This is a genomic window from Mesorhizobium japonicum MAFF 303099 (assembly GCF_000009625.1).
GTDB classification, from domain to species: domain Bacteria; phylum Pseudomonadota; class Alphaproteobacteria; order Rhizobiales; family Rhizobiaceae; genus Mesorhizobium; species Mesorhizobium japonicum.
In genome coordinates, this window is record NC_002678.2 from 677269 (window position 1) to 701425 (window position 24157).

Genomic DNA, 24157 nt, shown 5'->3' on the forward strand with positions numbered 1-24157 from the left:
GCGGCGTTTTTGTGTCTAAGTCATTGTTCTGTTAAGATAAGTGACGGACAGCATAGTGGCCAGCGCAATGCGTCGGGTAGCCAAAATGGCTAAACCACGAGCCGCCATTCCTTAAATTGCCGATTCATCCATTAGCAATCCCTAAACTAAGTGGGAGGACGATACGGCGTTGGGTTGGCTAGTGGGTGTTGCGATGCAAAGCGACTTTGCAGCGGCGCGCGAGCTGTTGGAATGCGCACAAAACCGCCTGTGCGGCGAGGACGAAACAAGCCAAAGGATCCGCGCCAGGCTAGATGTGATGATCGAAGAAATAGCGGCTGCGGAATTTCAGAAGTCGCCTCTGACGATCGTGCCTTTCCCGAGAAGTCGGCCGCCGAGGTAGCGCAACAAATAGCCCCCACGACGCTGGGGCCTGGCGGCACGAAAACCCGCCTCTCCTTTCGAAGCGGCCGATCCCTCGTAAATCTGGTGAAGCAGGGTACCTTCCTAGCAATTGCAGCGCACCGCCTGCTGAGGCTGTGGGCTGAGTTCCCTCAGCCCCGCCCGAAATCTCCTTCAGCCGATGCGGTCGCCGCTTTTCGGATCGAACAGATGCAGCGCCGCCGGATCGGCCGCCAGCCGCACGATATCGCCGGGCTTCACGCCGGCGCGCCCCATGGCAAAGACGCAGAGCTGCTGGTTGGCCAGTGTGACGTAGAACTGCGTCGAAAGCCCGAGCGGCTCCACCACCACCACCTCGCCCTGCAGTGCGCCGTCTTCGGCCAGCCTTATATGTTCGGGCCGCAGGCCGATGGTGATCGCGTCGCCATCCTTGAGTGGTAGGCCATCCGGCAGCCGCAGCTTCTGGCCATCGGAAAGCACCGCGTCCGCCTTTGCGCCCTTCTCCACGGTTGCCGGCAGGAAATTCATGCCCGGTGAGCCGATGAAGCCGGCAACGAACACGTTGGCTGGCCGGTCATAGAGATCGAGTGGCGCGCCGACCTGCTGGATCAGCCCGTCATGCATGACGACGATCCGGTCGGCCATGGTCATCGCTTCGATCTGGTCGTGGGTGACGTAGACAGAGGTGGTCTTCAACTGCTGGTGCAACGCCTTGATCTCGGCACGCATATGCACGCGCAACTTGGCGTCGAGATTCGACAACGGCTCGTCAAAGAGAAAAACCTTGGGGTCGCGCACGATGGCGCGTCCCATGGCGACGCGCTGTCGCTGGCCGCCGGACAATTGCCGCGGCAACCGTTGCAGGAACGTGTCGAGCCCGAGCCGCTTGGCCGCGCCATCCACCCTTGCATCGATCGTGGACTTCTGCGCCTTCTTCAGGAGCAGGCTGAAGCCCATGTTCTTCGACACGTCCATATGCGGGTAGAGCGCGTAGGACTGGAACACCATGGCGATGTCGCGGTCCTTGGGCGCGACGTCATTGACCAACCGCTCGCCGATGCGGATCTCGCCGCCTGAAGCCTCCTCCAGCCCGGCGATCATGCGCAAAAGCGTGGATTTGCCGCAGCCAGACGGCCCGACCAGGACGACGAACTCGCCATCGGCGATTTCAAGATCGACCGCGTGCAGGACGCGGACGGCGCCATAGTCCTTGCGGACCTTATCGAGTGTAACAGAAGCCATCGATCTATCCTTTGACGGCGCCGGCGGTCAGGCCGGTGACGAGATAGCGTTGCAGGAAAGCGAAGAAGATGCAGACCGGGATCAGCGCCAGGATGGATGCCGCCATCATCTGCCCCCAGTCGACGGCGAACTTGCCGATGAAGGTGAGCAGGCCGACGGCAAAAGTCTTCTGGTCGTCGCTGGAAATCAGCATCAGCGCGAACAGAAGCTCGCTCCAGGCGGCGGTGAAGACAAAGCCGAGCGTCGCGCCCATGCCGGGCAGGGTGAGCGGCACGATCACCTTGCGCATCGCCTGCGCACGGGTGCAGCCGTCGATCATCGCCGCCTCCTCCAGATCCTTCGGGATGCCGTCGAAGAAGGACTGCATCAGGAAGGTGGCGAAGGCAGTGTTGAAGGCGGTGTAGATGATGATCAGCCCTGTCAGGCTGTTGATCAGGCCGATCTGCCCCATCACCCGGTAGATCGGCGGAATGACCATCACCAGCGGAAACGTCTGGGTCAAAAGCAGCATCAAGGCCAGCGCCGCCTTGCCGCGAAAGGTGAAGCGCGACATGGCGTAGCCGGCGAGCGTGGCGGTGACGGTCACCAAGGCCGCCGTCGACACCGAGACGATGACGCTGTTGAGGAAATAGCGCGGGAAATCGGTGGCCTCGAGCACGGTGACAAAATTCTGCAACGTCATCCGCGAAGGCCAGAAGGTGACGCCTTCCGAATAGAGCAGCCGTTCCGGCGTGACCGAGATCTTCAGCGTCCAGTAGATCGGGAACAAGGCGAAGACCACATAGGCCGCGATTGCCGCATAGAGGCCGACACCGCCGAAGAACCGTTGTGAGTTTGAGCGTCCCGCGATCATCAGACGTGCCTCACCAGGGAGCGGCGGATGGCGATCAGCGCGATCGCATAGGCAATGAGCAGGACGAGGAGCAGCACGGCCACAGCCGAGGCATAGCCCTTGTCCAGCGATTTGAAGGCGCTGACATAGATGTAGACCGGCACCGTGTTGGTCGAGCCGGCCGGTCCTCCCTCGGTCATGACGAAGATGAGGTCGGCGAAGGTGGCGATCCAGATGGTGCGCAGCATCACGGTGATGGCAATGGTCGGCGCCAGGAACGGCAGCGTCACCTTGGTGAAGCGCTGCCAGGGCGAAGCGCCGTCGATCGCCGCCGCCTCATGCAGTTCGGACGGAATGGACTTCAGCGCCGCCAGCAGCGTGATGGCGAAGAACGGAATGCCGAACCAGACATTGGCGACGATCGGCCCCCACATGGCGGTGGCGGGATCAGAGAGAATGTTGGTCGGCTCGGCCTTCAGCCCGAGTGCGAAAAGCCAATGCGGCAACGGGCCGATGATCGGGTTGAACAGCCAGGCCCAGGTCAGGCCGGACAGGAAGGACGGCACCGCCCAGGGCAGGAACACCAGCGCCTGCACCAGCTTGCGGCCCCGGAACGGCTTGTCGAGCAGCAGCGCCAGGCCAAGGCCGAGGAAGAACTGGAAGAACAGGCTGGCGACCGTCCACCACAGCGTGTTGACCAGCGCCTGCCCCAGCACCGGATCCGACAGCATCGCGCGATACTGCCCGAGCCCGACAAATTCCGACTTGAAGGCCGAGAATTTGCGGAAGGAGTAGCTGATGCCGATGACCAGCGGCACCAGCAGCACCACGACCAGCAGTATGATCGACGGACTGAGATAGAGCCAGGGCTCGATGGCGGCGTGCGACAGCCGCTTTCGTCGCGGCTTGCCGGCGGATCGGATTTCGGACACGGCATAGGTCATTGGCAGCTCTGCGGTGAATGAGTGAATGCCGGCGTCGGCGACAGCGTCCTTCTCCCCGTTCACGGGGAGAAGATGGCGGCAGCCAGATGAGGGGCAGCGCAAGCCTATCGGGGCATGGCGCTGCCCTCATCCGTCACTTCGTGACACCTTCTCCCCGTGAAACGGGGAGAAGGAAGAAGGCGCTTACTTCTTGTTTTTCGCCAGCCAATCCTGCTGTTCCTTGGTCAGGAAGGCGGCCCATTGGTCGGCGACGTCCTTGGCGGTCTTTTGGCCCAGCAGCACTTCCTGGAAATTCTTGATCGCCACCTGGTCGACGAAATTGCCGAGGTTTTCCAGATGCGTCGGCGGCGTCACCATTTCATATTTGGAGGTGTCGCTGAGCTCGGTGAACCAGCCCTTGAACTGCTCGGTCTTGAAATGCGGATCTTGGTCGGCGCCGTTGTGGATCGGCACCACGCCGACTTCCTTGGCCCATTCGAGATTGTCCTTGGGCGAGAGCAGCGTCGCCATCAGCTTCCAGGCATCGTCCTTGTGCTGCGAGTTGGCGAACATCGCCCAGCCGGCATAACCGAGCGTCGGATAGGACTTGCCGCTCGGGCCAACCGGCAGCGGCGCCACGGCGAAATCGTCGGCGCTCATCTTGTCGGCGATGCCGAGCAACGCGTCCGGATCCTGGTTGAGCATGGCGCAGGTGCCGGAATAGAAGCCGGTGACGGTTTCGTTGAAACCCCAGCTCACCGCATCCTTCGGCGCCAAGCCGTCCTTGTACATGTCGGCCAGCATCTGCAGGCCCTTGACCGAGCCCTCCTCATTGATGGTCGAGGTGCCGTCCTTGTTGAAGTATCCGCCCTTGCCCTGGGCGATGTTCATGAACATGTGCATGCCGTTGAAGGCGCCGGGTCCGCCGCGCAGGCAGTAGCCGTATTTGCCTGGAATGGCGGAGATCTTCTTGGAGTCGGCGACGAACTCGTCGAGCGTCGCCGGCGGGCCGTCGAGGCCAGCTTGCTTGAACAGTTTCTTGTTCCAGAACAGCGCATTCACATAGTAGCCGTAGGGGATCATGAACTGGGTGTTGTTGACCGTCGAGCCGAACTGCTTGGCGCGCTCGCCAAGCGTCTTGGCGTCGTCCCATTTGGCCATGTAGGGACCGAGGTCCTCGAGCTGGGCATTGTTGGCATAGAGGCCCATCCAGCGTTCCGGCATCTCGACCACGTCGGGCGTGTCGCCGGCCTGCACCATGGTCAGGAACTTTTCGAAGGCTTGGCCCCAGGGCAGCGAGATCAGCTCGACCTTGACGCCGGGATTGGCAGCCTCGAACTCGGCGATCTGTTTTTTCAGGAATTCGGTGCGCGGCGGGCTGGTGATGACTTCGACCATCTTGAGGGTCGAATCGGCCAGCGCGCTCCCGGCGGAAATCGCCAGCCCCGCAACGGTGGCAAGCATGACGGTCAGTTTTTTCATGTTCAAGACTCCCATTTTGAACCCGCTTGTTATTTTCTGGCTTTTTCGAAGGCCTGGGCGACGTCGGCCCAGAGGTCTTCGACACTTTCCAATCCGACATTGAAGCGGATGGTTCGGGGGCTGACGCCGAAGCGCGCCATCGAATTCAGTCCCGGCGTCTGCTCCAGCGACGCCTTGGCCGGCACGACCAGGCTTTCATGCCCGCCCCAGCTGACGCCGATGCGGAAATACTTCAGCGCGTCGACGAAGACCGGGATGTCGATATCGTCCGTCACCTCGAAGGAGAACAGACCGGCATAGCCGGCCAGCGTCGCCTTGCCGGGATGGTTCGAATAGGCTGGATGGTTGACGCGCTCGACATGGGCATGCGCCTTGAGCCGCTCGGCGAGGGTTAGCCCGCTCTTCATGTGGTGCGGCAGCCGCAGCGGCAGCGTGCGCAGGCCGCGCAGCAGCAGCCAGGCCTCGAATGGCGACAGCTTGCCGCCGAGATAGGAATAGGTCTGCTCGTTGATGTGCTTGATGTGGGCGGCGGAGCCCGCCACCACGCCGGCGACCGTGTCGCTGTGGCCGCCGAGATATTTCGATGCCGAATGCAGCACCAGGTCGACCCCGTGCGAGATCGGCTTCTGGAACACCGGCGTCGCCCAGGAATTGTCGATCGTGGTGACGATGCCCTGCTCTTTCGCCAGCCGGGTCAAATGCGCAATGTCCTGGAGCTCGAACATCATCGAGGTCGGGCTTTCCAGGTAGAGCAGCTTGGCGCCGGGAAGTGCCGCTGCCACCGCGTCCGGATCGGAGCCGTCGACATAGTCGACCTTGATGTTGAGCCGCGGCAGAAGCCGTTCGAACAAGCGGTAGGCATCGCCATAGCAATTGCGCACGGCGACAATGCGCTCGCCCGCGCCAACGAAGGCAAGCACGGTGGCGCTGATCGCCGCCATGCCGCTGGAAAAGCCGCGCGCGGCCTCGGCGCCCTCGAGCGCGGCCACGCGCGCCTCGAACTCCATCACCGTCGGATTGTCGCCGCGCGAATAGATCGGCTGCTTTCGTTTGCCGGCAAATGTGTCGGCCATTTCGGCATAGTTGGCGAAGGTGAACAGCGAGGTCTGGTAGATCGGCGGCACCACCGCGCCACCCGGGAACGGCTCGTCATGCGCCAAAAGCGTCGCCGCCTCGGCAAGATAATCGTGATCGAAACCGCTCGGATGCTCGTTCATGTCTGGCTCGAAAGTTTGAGTTTGGCCGCACCGCGCTTGAGATCGTCCTCGACGGTGGCGATCAGCTTGAGCGCCTCGGCGCGGGCGCCTTGCGGGTCGCGTGCGGCAATGCATTCGTAGATGGTGCGGTGATAGGGAAAGCTGGCGTGGCCGAAATCACGCACGCCGAGCGGATGCTCCCAGAAGCGATGGAACAGTTCGTGCATGGCTGCGATGATCTGCTCGAACAGCGGATTGCCGGAGACCCGGTAGATCGCCTGGTGGAACTCCCAGTCCTCTTCCGACGACATGCCGTCGCGGGTGCGGAAGGCCTGCTCCATGATGTCGAGCTTGCGCTTGATCTCGGCAATGTCCGCCGGGCTGGCGCGTTCGGCGCAAAGGGCCGCCGCCTCCGCTTCCAGCGCGCGGCGAATTTCAAGCGTATGCATCAGGCTGGTGAAGTCGTTGCCGCCTGCAAGCGTCAGCGGCATATGCAGCATGTCGGGCGAGACAGCCGCCTTGAGATAGGTGCCGCTGCCTTGCCGGCGCTCGACCAGGCCAAGCCCCTCCCACCGCGTCAGCGCCTCGCGCACTGTGTTGCGGCTGACTTTCAGCCGCTCGGCCAGGATGCGTTCGGTCGGAAGCCGATTGCCGGGCTGCAGGGCCTCGGCGCGAACAAAGCCCACCAACGCCTTCAGCACGGCGTCATCGCGCGCCGTCGTCTGAATGGGTGGCAGGCTGTTCTGGTCCACAAATCCTCCCGAATTCAAGTGGTCCAATGGTCCAACCAATTTCTGCATAGATAAAACCTCCTGTCAACCGATTGTCAGGAGAGCAGTCGGCTTTTGCCTTGTCGCAAGCTGCCACGCGATGCGTTTGAGGACATCGCGTGGTCCGCCTCGATCTATCGGCTAAGTGGCGGGCGGCCCGAACCAGGTGGTCAGCGCCTCAGCCAGCCCGTGTTGGGTTCCGATCCCGACCCAGGCCACATAGCCATCGGGCCGGATCAGCACGGCAGCGGCCGGGGCGACCGTCCCGAGGACCGGCAGCTCCCATGTGCCATTATATCCTGCCTCGATCTGCCGGACCCGATTCGCCCAGGGCGCAATGTCCAGTCCGCCTGGTTCACCGAGGTTGAGAAGCACCGGCCGGGCGTCATGCAGCAGGCTGAAGACCCGCACTGGACCGCTGGCCGTGGCCAGGTCGAGGTCGGGCATCCGCCGCCCAAGCAGTGGATGTCCCGCGCCGAGATCGTAATGGATGCCCAGACCGGACATCTCCGCGGCGATCCGTTTGCGCGGTTCATCCATGCCAAGCAGCTCGGTAAGGGTGTCGTTCAATGCCTTGGTGCTGGCATCGATACGACGAAGGGCAACCTGTGCCTTCGCGTTGCGCAGCACGCGCGCGGCGATCGGATGACGCTCGGCGTGATAGCTGTCGAGAAGGCTTTCCGGTGATATCAGCTTGACCACCTGGGCCAGCTTCCACCCCAGATTGACCGCGTCCTGGACGCCGATATTAAGCCCCTGCCCGCCCATCGGCGGATGGATGTGCGCGGCGTCGCCGGCCAGGAGGACGCGTCTGTCGCGGTAGGCGGCGGCCTGGCGTGTCATGTCGGTGAAGCGGGAAATCCAGGTTGGACTGTGGACCCCGTAATCGGTGCCATAGACAGCGACAAGTGCTTCACGCAGATCGGCCAGCGTCGGTTCGCCGCCAATGGTCAATTGCCTCTCGGTAAGCACGACACCCACCCGGCCGTTTTCCTCGATCTTGCCTATCGCATGAATCCCGTAGGCATCGCTGCGAAAGCCCAATGCCGGCTCCCCAGACATCTCGACCTCGGCGATCATCCAACTCATCGTCGGATCCCATCCGGGGAACTCAATGCCCGCCGCCTTGCGGATCGTGCTGCGCCCTCCATCGCAGCCGATGAGGTATTGCGCCCGCAGCCGTTGGCCTCCGGACAGATCCAGGTCGACACCATCATCATCCTGCGCGAAGCCGGTGACGTCCTGTCCGCGATAGATCGGCACCCCCAACTCGTCGATCCAGTCGACCAATATCCGCTCGATGTGGTTTTGTCGCAGCGCCAGCAGATAGTTGTGCCGGCTGGGAAAGTCGCTGATATCCAACCGGATCATGTGGAAACCGACGGTCGGGAAGCTCTGCCCCTGCGAGAGAAACCGGTCGGCAATTCCGCGCTGATCGAGAATTTCGATGGTACGTGCGTGCAGGCCACCCGCGCGCAACCCGATCAGCTGCTGGTCCGGGCGCCGCTCGACAATGGCAACGTCGATGCCCGCCAAAGCGAGTTCCCCCGCCAGCATCAATCCTGTCGGACCGCCCCCGGCGATCACCACCGCATGCTCTGAAATCGTCAATCGCCACTCCCGTTTTCGCGCCTGATTTGCGTGGGTTTTACGGGAGGAGCCGGGTCTTGCCGCAAGCCCCTTGTACGCCATATGTATGAAATGGAAGGGGTGCTCTCCGGCGCGGATCGCTTCGGCCGGCCAACGGCGGTGGATCGAAGACCGGAGCCCGGATTGCTTGCAGGCAAAAAATCAGAGTCCTTCGTGCCTTGGCACGAAGTTCTGATGTTCTGTTTGAAAGAAGGGGGCCGGTCGGCGTTTGGCAGCGGTACGAGGAGGCCACTATGTGCCAGCGCCGGCCGGCCGACCCCACGGACCCAGGAGATGCGGCGGACCTGAGCATCATGGGGTATTTCTAGGGATCGAGCCGGCTATCTACCCTCGCGCCGGCTTCGTCTTGGCCTGCACATTTGCTCAGGAGCTTATGAAAATCAACAGTTTCTTAACCAAGGCTCGCGAATCGCTTGGATTAAGGTAAATAGCTAACCTTGTTGGATTGACCGTGGAATCGGTCGCGGACGCTTACGCTGCCTTGGCTACGACGCGGTTGCGGCCGCCGCTCTTGGCTTCGTAGAGCGCGAGATCGGCGCGCTTCATCAGCGCCGCCACCGTATCAACGCCCTTCAGCACCGACGACACCCCGACGCTGACGGTGACCTCGATTGTCTTGCCGTCGGCGCCGATGGCGAAAGGCTTTTGAGCGATTTCGGCGCGGATGCGTTCGGCCACTTTCTCGGCCACGGCACCGTCGGTGTCCGGCATGACCACGACGAACTCCTCGCCGCCGAACCGGCAGGCAAGGTCGATACCCCTGACATTCTTGCGCAGCCGCCGCGCGAATTCCCGTAGCACCTCGTCGCCGCCATCATGGCCATGCGCGTCATTGATCGACTTGAAGCGGTCGAGATCGGTGATCATTACTGACAATGGCCGGCGCCGCGCCACGGCGCGATCGAACAGCGTCTGCAAATGGCTGTCGAGATAGCGGCGGTTGTGCAGCCCGGTCAGGCCGTCGGTCACCGCCATCTCGATGGTCTGGGTGACACTGGCGCGCAATTGGTCGTTGTAGCGCTTGCGGCGCACCTGGGTGCGCAGCCGCGCGGTCAGCTCCTGCTGGTCGATCGGCCGCATCAGATAGTCGTTGATGCCGAGTTCGAGGCCGCGGATGATGCGCTCCTCCTCGCCCTCCTCCGCCAAAAGGATGATCGGCACGAAACGGGTCCGGTCGAGCGAGCGCAATTGCGAGCAGAGCCGCAGCGGATCGAAATCGGCGAAGGCCGTCGAGATCATCACGCATTCATAGGACGTCTCGGCGGCCTGGAAGAACCCGGCATGCGGGTCGCCGATAACATCGAGGTCGGCGCGGTCGCGCAGCATTTTCTGGATGCGCTCGACAGACGATTTGCGCTCGTCGATCAACAGCACTTTCGGCGTCGTGTCCTCGGACGCGAAATTGCGGCTGAGCAGCTCTTCGATGCCGATGTTGCGCGTCGTCGAGGCGCGCAGCCTGAGTTCGTCGGTGAGAGACTTCAACCGGACCAGGCTCTTGACGCGCGTCATCAGCTGCAGGTCGTTGACCGGCTTGGTCAGGAAATCGTCGGCGCCGGCCTCGAGCCCGCGCACGCGGTCGGAAACCTGGTCGAGCGCGGTGATCATCACCACCGGAATGTGCGATGTCGCCGGGTCGCTCTTCAGCCTGCGGCAGACCTCGAACCCGTCCATGTCGGGCATCATCACGTCGAGCAGCACGACATCGACCTTGCCGTTTTCGCAGGTCTCGATGGCGTCGGGTCCATTGGTGGCGGTCAGCACCTCGAAATATTCGGCCAGCAGCCGGACCTCCAGCAGCCTCACATTGGCAGGGATGTCGTCGACGACGAGGATCCGCGCGGTCATTTCACAAGGCTCCGGCTCGGCTGGAAAGGGACATCAGGCATCGCCCAGGTAGGATTTGATGGTTTCGATGAAACGCGGCACCGAGATCGGCTTCGAAATATAGGCCTCGCAGCCGCCCTGGCGGATGCGCTCCTCGTCGCCTTTCATGGCGAAGGCGGTCACCGCGATGACCGGAATGACGTGCAGATCGTCATCTTCCTTCAGCCATTTGGTCACTTCCAGCCCCGACACTTCGGGCAGCTGGATGTCCATCAGGATGAGATCCGGCCGGTGTTTACGTGCCAGGTCGAGCGCCTCCAGACCATTGCGGGTGCGCACCGTCTCGTAACCGCTCGCTTCGATGAGGTCCCGAAAGAGCTTCATGTTGAGCTCATTGTCCTCGACGATCATGACCTTCTTAGGCATCGACATCCCGTCCCGGCCGTCCTTCCGCTCGAAGGTGGCCGTTATGCGCTCCTGGTTGAACGCACCAAACCCTGCTCCACTATACGGCAATATGATTGACGAAACGGAAACCGCCGGCTGCAAAGCAGCGTGAATTCCACCTCGCCTCCCTGCGCGTCCAAACGGCGCGTGGCGCTGTAAAGGCTTGCCGCAAGCAATTCTTGCCATTACTGCGGAAGAGACTCATTCCACATACCGAAGGTAGTGATGGCAAACGCGGCGTCAATGCGCGAAGAGGCGGAAACCATTGCCGTGAAGGCGCTGGGCTTCGTCGCCTCCGATCCGGAGCTGTTGCCGCGCTTTCTGGCGATCACCGGCATAGAGGCGCATTCGATCCGCAAGGCCGCCGGCGAGCCGGGCTTTTTGGCCGGCGTGCTGCAGTTCATCCTTGCCCATGAGCCGACCCTGATGCGCTTTGCCGAGGAAACCGGCACGCCGCCGGCCGCCGTCGGCAAGGCATTGCGCGCACTGCCGCTCGGCGACGACAACCACGAGCGTTCCATATGAGCGACGACCCGGAGACCGCGCGCCAGATCGAGGAACTGGCCGCCGATGGCCGGCCGCTGCTGGTGCTCGACGTCGACGATGTCGTGCTCGAATTCATTCGCCCTTTCCCGCATTTCCTCAAGTCGCGGGGCTATGGCCTGACACTGGCCTCGTTCCGGTTGACCGGCAACATTGCCGAAACGGCCAGCGGCCGCCTGATCGAACAGCTGGAAGTCACGGCACTTCTGGGCGATTTCTTCGACGCGCAGGCCGAATGGCAGGGCATAACCGACGGTGCCGCGGAAACCCTGGCAAGACTTGGTGGCCGCGCGGAAATCATATTGCTGACAGCCATGCCGCACCGGCATCGCGCCGTGCGCCGCGCGCATCTCGATGCCTTGGGTCTGAACTATCCGCTGCTGACCACCGAAATGGCCAAGGGGCCGGCAGTGGCCAGGCTACGCGGCAAGAGCGGCCGGCCCGTCGTCTTCGTCGACGATCAGCCGCACAATCTGGCATCGGTGCGGGAATCGGTCGCCGACGCCAATCTTTTCCACCTGATGGCCGACAATTCGCTGCGCGCCTTCCTGCCGCCGGTCCCGGACGATGTCATCGTTGTCCAGGACTGGCACGAAGCCGGGCCGAAGATCGTCGGAGCGCTGGGACTCTAAACGTTAGACGCAATTCAGGGAAAATCGCCATGCGCTTTTCCCTGAATTGCTGGAAAGCCGAACCCTCAAGGGTTCAGCTTCGCACCGGCTCCGCCATTGTCGCTGCTACCACCATTGGCGTCGCCACCGCCACTATTGGCGCCGCCGCCATTGTCACCGCCGCTGCTGTCGTCCGCGCCGTCACCGCCGTCACCGCCATCGCCGCCGTCGTCCACCGCCGGATCGGCGGGCTTCAGCATGACGCCGTTGACGGTGACCGAGCCGTCGGCCTTGGTGCTGACGGCCCATTCCAGCCGGCCGTCCGGCAGCGTCTTGGCAAAACCCTTGGCCATGAGGGCGACAGGCACATACTGCCCGACCTCCGGCTCCGCCTTTGCCGCTTCCTGCAGATGTGCCATGATCTTGTCGAAGCCGGCGACATCGACGGTGAGATTTGCATCGGGTTTCTGGCCGAAGCTCGTCATCTCGCCTTCCAGCGCGATCTCCATGTCCTTGTTCTTCACAACGCTGTGGCCGATCATGACCTTCGGCGCCTTGGCGAGAAAGTCGGCTTTGAGCTGGTCGCCGAACTCGGCCGACAGCGGCGGATCCTGATTGAGATCAAAGGCTTCGATCGCCTTCTTCGCCATGCTGTCGAGATCGATATTGGCACCACCGAAGTTCAGGTCGATATCGGTGGGCAGCAACGCCACGCTCCAGCTCGGCAAAAGCTGCTGCGGCACGGTCAGCCCCGACGCTTTGATGCCGTAGGTGACCTTGCCGCTCTGGGAAACGCCGTCGCTGCCGAACACGGTGCTGAGCTGGGTTGCCCCGAAAGTACCGATCGGGCTGTCGACCGCGAAATCCTTGAAGCCATAGGTGCCGTCGATGCGCTCCCACACCGGCAGCGCAGCGCGTAGAAGCGACTTGAGCTGCGCCTGGTTGGCCTCCAGCGTCTTCTCGTCCTCATTGGCCACGGCAAATGCCAGGAGGTCGAGCAGCGGCCTTGTCTGCACGCCCTTGCCGCTGGCTTCCACCGACAGTTCCGGCGACTTGATGGTGACCGGAAAATTCAGCCCGTTCTCGGGATCGTCCAGTTTGATCGCCTCGACGAAATTCGAAATCTTCTGCGACATCGTGAAATCGACGCCGCCATTGGCAGCCTTGGTGGCGGCGATGGTCGCGGTGCCGGCGCCAGTGCTGGCCTCCATCTGCTGCTTGGCGTCCTTCGATGCCATCGTCATGCCGGCCAGCGAACTGGTGCCGCTGATGAAGGCCGCCAGATTGGGATCGTAGACGCCGGAACCCTTGCCGTCCTTGATCGAAAACTGTGTGCTTTGCAGCCCCTCGGGCCCGGTGAACTCGAAGGATCCGCTTTGCGAAAAATCTATCGAGACATCCCAGGTCCCGTCGCTGCGCGGCTTCACCAGCAGGGCGTAGGGAGCGAAGTCGAGTTTCACCTTTCCCTGCTCGGGAAACGTCGCGGCAAGCGCCTTGACATCGAACGCGATCTTGTAGGCGCCGCCTTCGACCGAAACCTTCAGAATGCCCTTGTCGAACGCCTGTTTGCCGACATAGCGTGACAGGTCATCGGACAATTGCTTGGCGCCCTGGCTGTCGACGGCCTGGCCGAAAGCGGGCGCGCTGAACAGAAGCGCGGTAAAGGCAACTGGCAACATACGGTTCACGGGAAGTCTCCGTTGGATCGAAAAGGCAAAAATCGTTTCATACTTCTGGTAGGCAAATACCATCACAACTGCAAGATGATGACAGTCAGGCAATCGGCTTCAGCACCAGCCGCATAAGCGGCCGGCCAGCCTTGCGTTCCACCAGCCTCTCGAACCCGGCCTTCTCGAACACTCCCGACGAGCCGACGAACAGGCCGATCGAGCGCGAATCGCGCGACAAGTCGATCGGGCAGGCCTCGACAAGCCGTGCTCCGTTGCTGCGGGCGAAATCGATGCCGCCTTCGACGAGGCGATGCGTGATGCCCCGGCCCCGCGCCTTGGCGCGGATGAAGAAGCAGGAGATCGCCCAGACCGCCGGATCGGAAGCGTCGGCGGGATCGATCGGCGCCGAGCCCCTGCCCTTGTTGTTCCATTCGGGCACATCGGCGCGCGGCCCGATCTGCATCCAGCCAACCGCCTTGCCATCCTCGAAGGCCAGCAGGCCGGGCGGCGGGCCGGCCTCGATGCGCGCCTTGATATGATCCTTGTTGCGTTCGCGGCTGCTCTCGCGCCGCGCCGCCGGTGCCAGCCGGAAATGTGTGCACCAGCAGCCGTAGCAGGCACCCTGTTTGCCGAAAAGGTCCTCGAAATCAGGCCAGAGCTCAGGCACCAGCGGTACTATGGTCGTGCTCATACGGTTCTCCCCAGGCCAAGCTTGTCGCTGACCCTGCACTGTCGTACCATTGCCTCTGTTCTCTTTATGTTCGCAGTGATGGCGGCCCCTGTCAACAATCCCGATCACGGTTTTTGCCGTGACTGCCTGACGTTTCAGCGCAGTGAAACGCGCCGCTGCGAGCGCTGCGGCAGCCCTCGCCTTGCCCGTCATCCCGAGCTCTACCGTCTGCATCTGGCCCATATCGATTGCGACGCCTTCTACGCGGCGATCGAAAAGCGCGACAACCCGGCGCTCAAGGACAAGCCGCTGATCATCGGCGGCGGCAAGCGCGGGGTCGTCTCCACCGCTTGCTACATCGCCCGCATCCGGGGCGTGCGCTCCGCCATGCCGATGTTCAAGGCGCTCGAGGCCTGCCCCGAGGCGGTCGTGATCCCGCCCAACATGGAAAAATATGTGCGTGTCGGCCGCGAGGTGCGCGCCATGATGCAGACGCTGACGCCGCTGGTCGAGCCGCTGTCGATCGACGAGGCGTTTCTCGATTTCGCCGGCACCGAACGGTTGCACGGCCAGCCGCCGGCCGTGGTGCTGGCGCGCTTCGCACTGGCCGTCGAGAAAGAGATCGGCATCACCGTTTCGGCGGGCCTCTCCTATTGCAAATTCCTCGCCAAGATCGCATCCGATTTCCGCAAACCACGCGGCTTTTCGGTCATTGGCGAGGCCGAGGCGGTGGGCTTCCTGGCGACGAAGCCGGTGACGATGATCTGGGGCGTCGGCAAGGCGTTCAACGCCACGCTGGAACGCGACGGCATCCGCACCATCGGTCAGCTTCAAACGATGGAACGTGGCGACCTGATGCGCCGCTATGGCGTGATGGGCGACCGGCTCTACCGGCTTTCGCGTGGTGAGGACGTTCGCCGCGTCGACCCCGACCAGGATGCCAAAAGCGTATCGGCCGAAACCACCTTCGACACCGACATCGCATCGTTGGACGAGCTGGTCTCGGTGCTGAGAGGGCTTTCGGAAAAGGTCTCGGCGCGGCTGAAAAAGTCGGGCATTGCCGGGCGCACCGTGGTGCTGAAGCTGAAGACCCAGGATTTCAAGCTGCGCACGCGAAACCGCCAGCTCGGCGATCCGACAAGGCTCGCGGACCGTATCTTTCAGGCCGGGGTCGAGCTTCTACGCAAGGAAACGGACGGAACGAAATTTCGATTGCTCGGCATCGGCGTCAGCGACCTCTCCGACGACGACAAGGCCGACCCGCCGGATCTGGTCGACGTCCAGTCGCGCAAGCGCGCCATGGCCGAAGGCGCCATCGATGCGCTGCGCGACAAGTTCGGCCGCAAGGCGGTGGAAACCGGCTATACGTTCGGCAGGGGCCGCGACGCCCATCCGCCGGAGCCGCTGGAAGACTAAGAACACCGGATGTGTTGAGATTCAGGTCAGGCCGTCAGGTGCGCGACAGATCGATCCTGCTCATCACCACGTTCTTGCCGGTTTTCGGATCGGTATCGGTCACCGTCAGCCGGATGCCGTTCTCGCCTCGCTTCTCAACCGTCATCCGCGCCTTGCGATCGCCATTGATTTCCTGAGCCCATTGGATGCCAAGGTTGATCGCGTTGCCCGAACGGCTGCCGTTCAGCTGCGCCGGCCCAGTGCGGGACCCGACATAGACGCCGCTGTATTTGGCACCCGTGACGTTCAACTTGGCGCTGATGGCCCGCGTCACCAAAATGAGACCGCGGCAACTGCCATCCAGCGAGAGCGAGGTTGAGGTTGCGTTCGACTTGAAGCTGCAGGAAACATTGACGTTCGGCACATCCGAGGTCACCTGGACAGTGCCCTTGCCGGCAAAATTGCCCTTGAATGACTGGAGAAACTTGGTCTCGTCGGCATGTGCCGTGCCTGCCGCTACCAATAGACAGCCGGCGAGCGCAAATTGCGCGAATGGTCTCATCGAAGTTCTCCTTGTCGATACCGGAAAGGCAAGACGTCCTGCAAAGCACGGCCGAATATCGGGACTCAACGCCCACTGCCCTATCAGGTTCCGCCCGCAACATGGCCGTCTTGCAACATCACGCCATTGCAACTGGCCCAGAAGAATGGAGCGACTAGCGATTGCGGCAAAAGCCCCGGCCTGCGAGATAGCTGCCATGGCACCCACCCCCTCGATCCCCAAGGCCGCGTTCTGGATGGCGCTGTCGATTAGCTCTTTCCTGGCGATGTCGGTCGCCGGCCGCGCCACCACAGCCGAACTCAACGTCTTCCAGGTGCTGGAACTGCGCTCGGTGATCGGCTTCTTCATCCTCTTGCCGCTGGTGCTGACGAGCGGCGGCTTCGCGGCGATGCGCACGCAGCGTCCCCTCGCCCATATCGCCCGCAACGTCGTCCACTATAGTGGGCAGGCGGCATGGCTCTACGCCTTGACGCTGATCCCGCTGGCGGTGCTCATCTCGATCGAATTCACCACGCCGATCTGGACGGCGATCCTGGCGGTGACTTTTCTTGGCGAAAGGCTGAGCCGGCCGAAACTGGCGGCTGTCGGGCTCGGGCTGATCGGCGTGGTGGTCATCGTCCGTCCAGGCGTCGACGCGGTCGATCCCGGACATCTGGTCGTGCTGGGCGCCGCGGTCTGTTTCGGCATCTCGCTGGTGCTGGTCAAATCGCTGACGCGCACCGACAGCGTCGTGCGCATCATCTTCTGGATGCTGATCATCCAGTCGGCGCTCGGCCTCGTCCCCGCGCTCTACGTGTGGCGCACGCCATCGCTCGAACTGTGGCCCTGGATCCTGCTGATCGCATTCACCGGCATGTCGTCGCATTTCTGCATGGCCCGCGCGCTCACCTATGCCGACGCCACCGTCATCTCGCCAATGGATTTCCTGCGGGTGCCCTTGTCGGCGCTGGTCGGCTGGCTGCTTTATCACGAGCAGATCGACGCTTTCACCGCTGGCGGCGCGCTGCTGATCCTGATGGGCAATCTCCTCAATCTGCAGCGCAAACCGGTGCAGCCGGCTGAAGTGGCGGCATCGTAGCGCCCGTTAGGTGTATTGAGATTCAGGTCAACCGAGTCGAGAACGGTAGGTTCCGAGAACCGGAACGGAGCGTACATTTTGGTACGTGAGTACAGTTCTACTGCAACGCAGTAGAACGGGGAAAGCGCAGGAAGCTGCCGTTCGCAGGCCGGCATCACCTGAATATCAATGCACCTAGTCGCCTTCGTTCGGTATGTTGAGAACATGCCCGCAGGCCTTGCAGTGCACGGCATCCGGTTCATGCCGCTGCAGCACGCATTGCGGACAGGGGAAGAACACCTTGGCCGGCCGAAACATCGCCTGCGCCAGCCTGACGAACAGCGATATGCCGATGATCATGGTGACGATCGCCGTCAGCTTTCCAGCCATTCCCGGCAGCACGATGTCGCCGAAGCCGGTCGTCGTCACCGTGGCGACGGTGAAATAAAGCGCGTCGATGTAGTTTTCCAGCCCGGCGCCATTGCGGAAGAAGAAGGTGTAGACGAAGCCGGTGATGACGAACAGAAACGTCAAAAGGTTGATGACCGCATGGCTTGCCTCGCGCCAGGGTCTAAGGCCGCGCATCTCGAAATGCCGCCAGATCGAACCGCTGCGCGATAGCGACCACAGCCGCAGGATGCGCAGGAAACCGAGATTGGCGAGCGCCGTCGGCATCAGCAGCGTCAACAGGATGAAGACATCCACCCAGGAGGTCGGCTGCTTCATCAGGCGCAGCATGTCGTTGGAGGCCAGCAGCCTGGCGATCAGATCGGCGCCGACGAGCGCCGCCACCGCATAATCCAGCCACAGGAACGAGGCCGATTGCTGGATGACGGGTGTAGCGATGAAGAAGCCGATGATGGCCAGATCTATGACGATTGCCGCAACCTGAAACCGGAAGGCAGCAGCAGTGCGCCCGTGATAGAGCCTGCGCAGCGTGTCGCGCAGCCGCGCCATCGCGGAACGATCCGGTGATGCCCGCTTGTCCGCGGCCTTCATGCCGATCGCGATGACATGGGCGGCATGTGCCGACGCCTGCCAAGGGCGGGGATCACACCAGTTCCACTTCGACCACGCCGGGTACCGCGCGCATCGCCGAGGCGATCTGCGGCGAAACGCGGTAGCCGCCTTGCAAGGCGATCTCGACCTCGCCCTGGGCCTCTTCCTTTATAACGATGATGCTCACCTGACTTTCACCGCGCTGGGTGAGCTGGGATTGGATTATCGAGGCGGGTCCCTCGTTCCTGACGAAAATGCGCAGCGCTTTCTGGATGCGGCTTGCCTCCTCCTCCAGCGACTGCACCGAGTTGATCCGTAAATTGACACCCTCGGGCCTGTCCTCCGCCGCGACGGTGATGACGACGGAGCGGCCGGCTTCCAGCAGGTCACGATACTGCGCCAACGCTTCTGAAAACAGCACGGCCTCGTACTGGCCGGAAGTATCGGAAAAGGCCACCACGCCCATCTTGTTGCCGGTGCGCGTCTTGCGCTCCTGCTTGCTGGTCACCGTGCCGGCGAGGCGGCCGGCAGAAGCGCCGCGTTTGACGGCGGCCGAAAACTCCGCCCAGTTCTGCACCCGCATCTTCTGCAAGGCCGCCTTGTATTCGTCGAGCGGATGGGCCGAGAGATAGAAGCCGACGACCTGGAATTCGCGGTGCAGCCGGTCGGCGGCGAGCCATGGATCTGTCGCCGGCAGGTTCAGCGCCTGCGACTGAGCGCCCAGCGAGGCGCCGAAAATATCGGCCTGGCCGGAAACAGCATTCTGCTGGGCGAGCGACGCCAGCCCCATCATCCGTTCGACGCCAGCCATCATCTGGGCGCGGTCGTGGCCGAAGCAGTCGAGCGCACCGGCCATGATCAGGCTTTCGAAGACGCGCTTGCCGACGATCTTGGGGTCGACCCGCTCGCAGAAATCGGCAAGATTCTTGAACGGCTTTTCGCCGCGCACGGCAACGATGTGCTCGACCGCCGCGTCGCCGACGCCCTTGAGCGCGGCCATCGAATAATAGATGCGGTTCTCGCCGACCTCGAAGGGTCGGAAGCTGGTCATCACCGATGGCGCCAGAACCTCGATGCCAAGGCGCAGCGCGTCCTGGCGGAAGTCGGCAAGCTTGTCGGTATTTCCCATGTCGAGGGTCATCGACGCCGCCAGGAACTCGACCGGGTAGTGAGCCTTGAGATAGGCGGTCTGGTACGAGACCACGGCGTAGGCGGCGGCGTGCGACTTGTTGAAGCCATAGTCGGCGAATTTGGCCAGCAGGTCGAAAATGAAGTCGGCTTGCGGCTTGCTGACACCGCGCTCGACCGCACCCGAGACAAAGCGCTCGCGCTGCTTGTCCATCTCGGCGCGGATCTTCTTGCCCATGGCGCGGCGCAGAAGGTCGGCCTCGCCGAGCGAATAGCCGGACAGCTCCTGCGCGATCTGCATCACCTGTTCCTGGTAAACGATAACGCCTTGCGTCTCCTTCACCAGATGGTCGATCTTGGGATGGATCGAGGCCATCTCCTCCTCGCCATGCTTTCTGGCGTTGTAGGTCGGGATGTTCTCCATCGGGCCCGGCCGGTAGAGGGCGACGAGCGCGATGATGTCCTCGATGCAGTCGGGCCGCATGCCGATCAGCGCCTTGCGCATGCCGGCACTTTCCACCTGGAACACGCCGACCACCTCGCCGCGCGACAGCATGGCGTAAGTTTCGGGGTCGTCGAGCGGGATCGTCGCCAGGTCGATGTCGATGCCACGCCGGCGGATCAGCTTGACCGCCGTCTCCAGCACGGTCAGCGTCTTCAGGCCGAGGAAGTCGAACTTCACCAGCCCGGCCTGCTCGACATATTTCATGTTGAACTGGGTGACCGGCATGTCCGAGCGCGGATCGCGGTACATCGGCACCAGTTCCGACAAAGGCCGGTCGCCGATGACGATGCCGGCGGCGTGCGTCGAGGCATGGCGATAGAGGCCTTCCAGCTTCTGCGCCATGTCGAGCAGCGTCTGGACGATCGGCTCCTTCTCGGCCTCTTCGGCAAAGCGCGGCTCGTTGGCGATGGCGTCCGCGAGCTTGACCGGATTTGCCGGGTTCTGCGGCACCATCTTGGACAGCTTGTCGACCTGGCCGTAGGGCATCTGCAGTACGCGGCCGACGTCGCGCAGCACGGCGCGGGCCTGCAGCGTACCGAAGGTGATGATCTGGCCGACCTGGTCGCGGCCGTATTTCTGCTGGACGTAGCGGATCACCTCTTCGCGGCGATCCTGGCAGAAGTCGATGTCGAAGTCGGGCATCGACACGCGGTCGGGATTGAGGAAGCGCTCGAACAGCAGCGAGAAGCGCAGCGGATCGATGTCGGTGATGGTCGTCGAATAGGCGACCAGCGACCCGGCGCCCGAACCACGGCCCGGTCCGACCGGAATGCCTTGCGCCTTGGCCCATTTGATGAAGTCGGCAACGATCAGGAAGTAGCCCGGAAATTTCATCTTCTCGATGATGCCGAGCTCGAATTCGAGCCGCTCCCGATATTGCTCGACCGTGTAGCCCGGCGTTGGCCCGTGCAGCGCAAGCCGCGCGTCGAGCCCCTCGCGCGCCTGGCGTGCGAGTTCCGCCGCCTCGGCCTTTTCGGCCGCATCCTTGTCGGAGGCATCTCCGCCGGTGAAGCGCGGCAGGATCGGGCTGCGGGTTTTTGGATAATAGGAACAGCGCAGCGCGATTTCGACCGTGTTGTCGATCGCTTCCGGCAGGTCGGCGAACAATTGCGCCATTTCGGCCTGGCTGCGCAGGAAATTGTCCGGCGACAGCCGGCGGCGAGTGTCGACGGCGACGACGGAGCCCTCGGCAATGGCGATCAGCGCGTCATGCGCCTCATAATCGTCGCGCGACGAGAAGAAGGCTTCGTTGGTGGCGACAAGCGGAAGTTCGTGCGCATAGGCGAGATCGATCGTCTGATGCTCGATGACCCGGTCGTAGCCCGCGACCCGGTCCAATTCGACATAGAGCCGGTCGCCGAACAGCGTTTTCAGCGTCAAAAGCCGCACCTCGGCCAGATCGCGGCGATCCTCCTTCAAGGCGTTGCCGATCGGGCCGCGTGGCCCGCCGCTGAGGCAGATCAGCCCATCGGCCTTCCCCTCCAGCATCTCGGTTGTCAGATGCACCGCCTCGCCGGGCGGCGTTTCCAGATAGACGCGGCTGACCAGCCTGACCAGGTTGGAATAGCCGGCTTCGGTCGCGGCGAGCAGAACGACCGGCCGCATTTCCGGGCCTTGCCGGCGGCGGTCGCGCTGGCCGTCGCTGTTTTCGCCGGAAAAGGCGAGCGCGATCTGGCAGCCGATGATCGGCTGGATGCCGTCCTTGACCGCCTTCTGCGCGAATTCGAGCGCGCCGAACAGATTGTTGGTGTCGGTGACGGCAATCGCCGGCGCTTCGTCTTTCACCGCGTGGCCGACGATCTTGCCAAGCTGAAGCGCGCCCTCGAGCAGCGAATAGGCCGAATGCACGCGCAGATGCACGAACGGCCGCGCCGGCACCTCCGGACGCGCCGCCGCAATCGCGGCTTCGCGCTTCAGGGGATCGCGTGGAAGTCTGTCATCCGCCATGGTTTCTCGCGCTATCGAAGGCCTTGAGTCGATGGAGATGTATTGTCCGGGACCGGGCGATGCCAGTCCAGCACAAACGACCGCCAATCACAGGCTTCCGCGACCCTGGCCGAGGTCTGTTGAGATTCGGGTCAGGCCGAGCCGAAAATGATGGATTCCGGGAACCGGAGCGGAGCGTACTTTTCGTACGTGAGCACCGGAAGCGCAGGTATCAGCCATTTGCAGGCCGGCCTCACCTGAATATCAACAGACGTCAGGCGAATTCCATGATCACCGCGTCGACGGCCAGACTGTCGCCCGGCTTGGCGTTCAATTTCGACACGACGAGATCGCGTTCGGCGCGCAGCACGTTTTCCATCTTCATCGCCTCGACCACGGCTAAGGTCTCGCCGGCCTTCACCTCCTGGCCCTCGGTGACAGCGATCGACACGACGAGGCCGGGCATCGGGCAAAGCAGCAGTTTCGACGTGTCCGGCGCCACCTTCTCCGGCATAAGCCGCTCCAGCTCGGCGATGCGCGGCAGCATGGCGCGCGCGGTCACCGACATGCCTTTCCAGGCGATGCGAAGACCGTTGGCGACAGGCCGGATCTGGGCGACGACGGAGCGCTTGCCGACCGTGCCGCGCCAGATCAGGTCGCCTGGCCGCCAGTCGGATGAAACGGTCAGCGCCTTGCCGCCATCGATCGACAGGTCGATCTCCATCGGAATGGAAATCATGCCTTCGAGGATGGACGCCTGGAGATAGTCGTCGCCGAGCCTCACGACCCAATCGCGCTTGAGTACTCCCGAATGCGGCGCCAACCGCCCGCCCAGCCGGTCGAGCCGGTCGCGGCGCAGCAGTTCCACCGCGGTCACGATCGAGGCCAGCACGGCCTTTTCCCGGCTGTTCGGCACGACAGGCGCAAAACCGTCGGGATATTCCTCGGCTATGAAGCCGGTCGATATTGCCCCTTCCCGCCAGCGCGGATGCTGCATCAGCGCGGCCAGGAACGGGATATTGTGCTCGATGCCATCGACCACAAAACTGTCGAGCACTTCCGACATGGCATCGATCGCCTCGATGCGCGTCGGAGCCCAGGTACACAATTTGGCGAGCATCGGGTCATAGAACATCGAAATCTCGGAGCCTTCGGTGACGCCGGTATCGTTGCGGATGACGACATCGCCGAATTGCCCCTCCTCCGGCGGCCGGTAGCGCGTCAGCCGGCCGATCGACGGCAGGAAATTGCGATAGGGATCCTCGGCATAGAGCCGGCTTTCCACGGCCCAGCCATTCAGCTTGATGTCGCTTTGCTTCAAAGAGAGTTTTTCGCCGGCGGCGACGCGGATCATCTGCTCGACCAGATCGATGCCGGTGACGAGCTCCGTCACCGGATGCTCGACCTGCAATCGTGTATTCATTTCAAGGAAATAGAAGTTCTTGTCCTTGTCGACGATGAACTCGACCGTGCCGGCACTCTGATAGTCGACGGCCCTGGCTAGCGCCACCGACTGCTCGCCCATGGCCTTGCGCGTCTTGGCGTCGAGGAATGGCGACGGCGCCTCTTCCGCGACCTTTTGGTTGCGGCGTTGGATCGAGCATTCACGCTCGCCGAGATAGAGCGCATTGCCATGCGCGTCGGCCAGCACCTGGATTTCGATATGGCGCGGATCGACGACGAATTTTTCGATGAACACGCGGTCATCGCCGAACGAGCTCTTGGCTTCCGAGCGCGCCCGGTCGAAGCCGTCGCGCACTTCCGACTGGTTCCAGGCGATGCGCATGCCCTTGCCGCCGCCGCCGGCCGAGGCCTTGATCATCACGGGATAGCCGATCTCGCCGGCGATCTTTTCGGCATGGTCGGCATTCTCGATGACGCCGAGCCAGCCGGGCACGGTCGAAACCTTGGCGGCGTTGGCGAATTTCTTCGATTCGATCTTGTCGCCCATCGCCTTGATCGCCTTGGGCTTCGGACCGATGAAGACGATGCCTTCCTTCTCCAGCGCCTCGCAGAAGGCGGCGCGTTCGGACAGGAAGCCATAACCGGGATGCACGGCCTGAGCCCCGGTTTCCTTGCAGGCGGCGATGATCTTTTCAGGGACAAGATAACTCTGCGCGGCGGGCGAAGGCCCGATATGCACCGCCTCGTCGGCCATCTCGACATGCACGGCATCGCGATCGGCATCGGAATAGACAGCGACCGTGGCAATCCCCATCTTGCGCGCCGTCTTGATGACGCGACAGGCGATCTCGCCACGGTTGGCGATCAGGATTTTCGTGAACATGCTGAGGTCATTCCCATCCGGTCGGTCGTTCCTTTTATGGCCTGTGCTTGCGGGGTC

General features: G+C 62.7%; 19 protein-coding genes. 4 read left to right on the forward strand and 15 right to left on the reverse strand.

What is annotated here, in order from left to right:
* Positions 1 to 555 precede the first annotated feature (555 nt).
* The 9 genes from MAFF_RS04520 to MAFF_RS04560 form a co-directional block, all read right to left on the reverse strand.
* Complete coding sequence (locus tag MAFF_RS04520) at positions 556 to 1623, reverse strand: ABC transporter ATP-binding protein (protein WP_010909704.1); 1068 nt, start codon at positions 1621 to 1623, stop codon at positions 556 to 558.
* A 4-nt stretch (positions 1624 to 1627) separates the two neighbouring features.
* The gene (locus MAFF_RS04525; protein ID WP_010909705.1) at positions 1628 to 2476 is read right to left on the reverse strand and encodes a carbohydrate ABC transporter permease; all 849 of its coding nucleotides are present in this window, start codon (positions 2474 to 2476) and stop codon (positions 1628 to 1630) included.
* Positions 2476 to 3399: a carbohydrate ABC transporter permease gene (locus tag MAFF_RS04530; protein WP_010909706.1), complete on the reverse strand. Its 924-nt coding sequence runs from the start codon at positions 3397 to 3399 to the stop codon at positions 2476 to 2478. Before MAFF_RS04530 ends, MAFF_RS04525 begins: the two co-directional genes overlap by 1 nt.
* A gap of 183 nt (positions 3400 to 3582) precedes the next feature.
* Complete coding sequence (locus tag MAFF_RS04535; RefSeq protein ID WP_032930431.1) at positions 3583 to 4860, reverse strand: ABC transporter substrate-binding protein; 1278 nt, start codon at positions 4858 to 4860, stop codon at positions 3583 to 3585.
* 29 nt (positions 4861 to 4889) lie between these two features.
* Positions 4890 to 6077, reverse strand: a complete 1188-nt coding sequence (locus MAFF_RS04540; RefSeq protein WP_010909708.1) for a PLP-dependent transferase — start codon at positions 6075 to 6077, stop codon at positions 4890 to 4892.
* Positions 6074 to 6856, reverse strand: a complete 783-nt coding sequence (locus MAFF_RS04545) for a FadR/GntR family transcriptional regulator (RefSeq protein ID WP_010909709.1) — start codon at positions 6854 to 6856, stop codon at positions 6074 to 6076. Before MAFF_RS04545 ends, MAFF_RS04540 begins: the two co-directional genes overlap by 4 nt.
* Positions 6857 to 6967: 111 nt before the next feature.
* On the reverse strand, positions 6968 to 8518 hold the full coding sequence (locus MAFF_RS04550) for an FAD-dependent monooxygenase (protein ID WP_010909710.1): 1551 nt from the start codon (positions 8516 to 8518) through the stop codon (positions 6968 to 6970).
* 429 nt (positions 8519 to 8947) lie between these two features.
* Positions 8948 to 10321 (reverse strand): PleD family two-component system response regulator, encoded by a 1374-nt coding sequence (locus MAFF_RS04555; RefSeq protein WP_010909711.1) that lies wholly within the window; start codon positions 10319 to 10321, stop codon positions 8948 to 8950.
* Positions 10322 to 10354: 33 nt separating this feature from the next.
* Positions 10355 to 10732, reverse strand: coding sequence for a response regulator (locus tag MAFF_RS04560; protein ID WP_280113136.1), 378 nt, complete (start codon positions 10730 to 10732; stop codon positions 10355 to 10357).
* Between the two features lie 240 nt (positions 10733 to 10972).
* Here MAFF_RS04560 and MAFF_RS04565 point away from each other — a divergent pair, with 240 nt between their 5' ends.
* Together MAFF_RS04565 and MAFF_RS04570 are read left to right on the forward strand one after the other, a co-directional pair.
* Positions 10973 to 11272 carry a DUF3572 domain-containing protein gene (locus MAFF_RS04565; RefSeq protein ID WP_032930433.1) on the forward strand — a complete coding sequence of 100 codons (300 nt, stop codon included), beginning with the start codon at positions 10973 to 10975 and terminating at the stop codon, positions 11270 to 11272.
* Complete coding sequence (locus tag MAFF_RS04570) at positions 11269 to 11922, forward strand: hypothetical protein (RefSeq protein ID WP_010909714.1); 654 nt, start codon at positions 11269 to 11271, stop codon at positions 11920 to 11922. The genes MAFF_RS04565 and MAFF_RS04570 overlap by 4 nt, the downstream gene beginning before the upstream one ends.
* A 65-nt stretch (positions 11923 to 11987) precedes the next feature.
* Here MAFF_RS04570 and MAFF_RS04575 read toward each other — a convergent pair whose 3' ends face one another.
* Entirely contained in the window at positions 11988 to 13589 is a 1602-nt protein-coding gene (locus MAFF_RS04575; RefSeq protein WP_044550510.1) for a hypothetical protein, read from the reverse strand.
* 85 nt (positions 13590 to 13674) lie between these two features.
* Entirely contained in the window at positions 13675 to 14262 is a 588-nt protein-coding gene (locus tag MAFF_RS04580; RefSeq protein ID WP_032930436.1) for a GNAT family N-acetyltransferase, read from the reverse strand.
* Positions 14263 to 14328: 66 nt separating this feature from the next.
* Between MAFF_RS04580 and MAFF_RS04585 the strand changes: the two genes are divergently transcribed.
* Entirely contained in the window at positions 14329 to 15657 is a 1329-nt protein-coding gene (locus tag MAFF_RS04585; RefSeq protein WP_044547714.1) for a DNA polymerase IV, read from the forward strand.
* 34 nt (positions 15658 to 15691) lie between these two features.
* Here the strand turns inward: MAFF_RS04585 and MAFF_RS04590 are convergent, their stop codons facing one another.
* Entirely contained in the window at positions 15692 to 16198 is a 507-nt protein-coding gene (locus tag MAFF_RS04590) for a hypothetical protein (protein WP_010909717.1), read from the reverse strand.
* 196 nt (positions 16199 to 16394) lie between these two features.
* Here MAFF_RS04590 and MAFF_RS04595 point away from each other — a divergent pair, with 196 nt between their 5' ends.
* Entirely contained in the window at positions 16395 to 17276 is an 882-nt protein-coding gene (locus tag MAFF_RS04595) for a DMT family transporter (protein WP_010909718.1), read from the forward strand.
* 174 nt (positions 17277 to 17450) lie between these two features.
* Here the strand turns inward: MAFF_RS04595 and MAFF_RS04600 are convergent, their stop codons facing one another.
* From MAFF_RS04600 to MAFF_RS04610, 3 genes are all read right to left on the reverse strand, one after another.
* On the reverse strand, positions 17451 to 18254 hold the full coding sequence (locus MAFF_RS04600) for a potassium channel family protein (RefSeq protein ID WP_010909719.1): 804 nt from the start codon (positions 18252 to 18254) through the stop codon (positions 17451 to 17453).
* 52 nt (positions 18255 to 18306) lie between these two features.
* Positions 18307 to 21834, reverse strand: a complete 3528-nt coding sequence (gene dnaE / locus MAFF_RS04605; RefSeq protein ID WP_010909720.1) for a DNA polymerase III subunit alpha — start codon at positions 21832 to 21834, stop codon at positions 18307 to 18309.
* A 253-nt stretch (positions 21835 to 22087) separates the two neighbouring features.
* On the reverse strand, positions 22088 to 24100 hold the full coding sequence (locus MAFF_RS04610; RefSeq protein WP_010909721.1) for an acetyl-CoA carboxylase biotin carboxylase subunit: 2013 nt from the start codon (positions 24098 to 24100) through the stop codon (positions 22088 to 22090).
* Between the last annotated feature and the right edge of the window lie 57 nt (positions 24101 to 24157).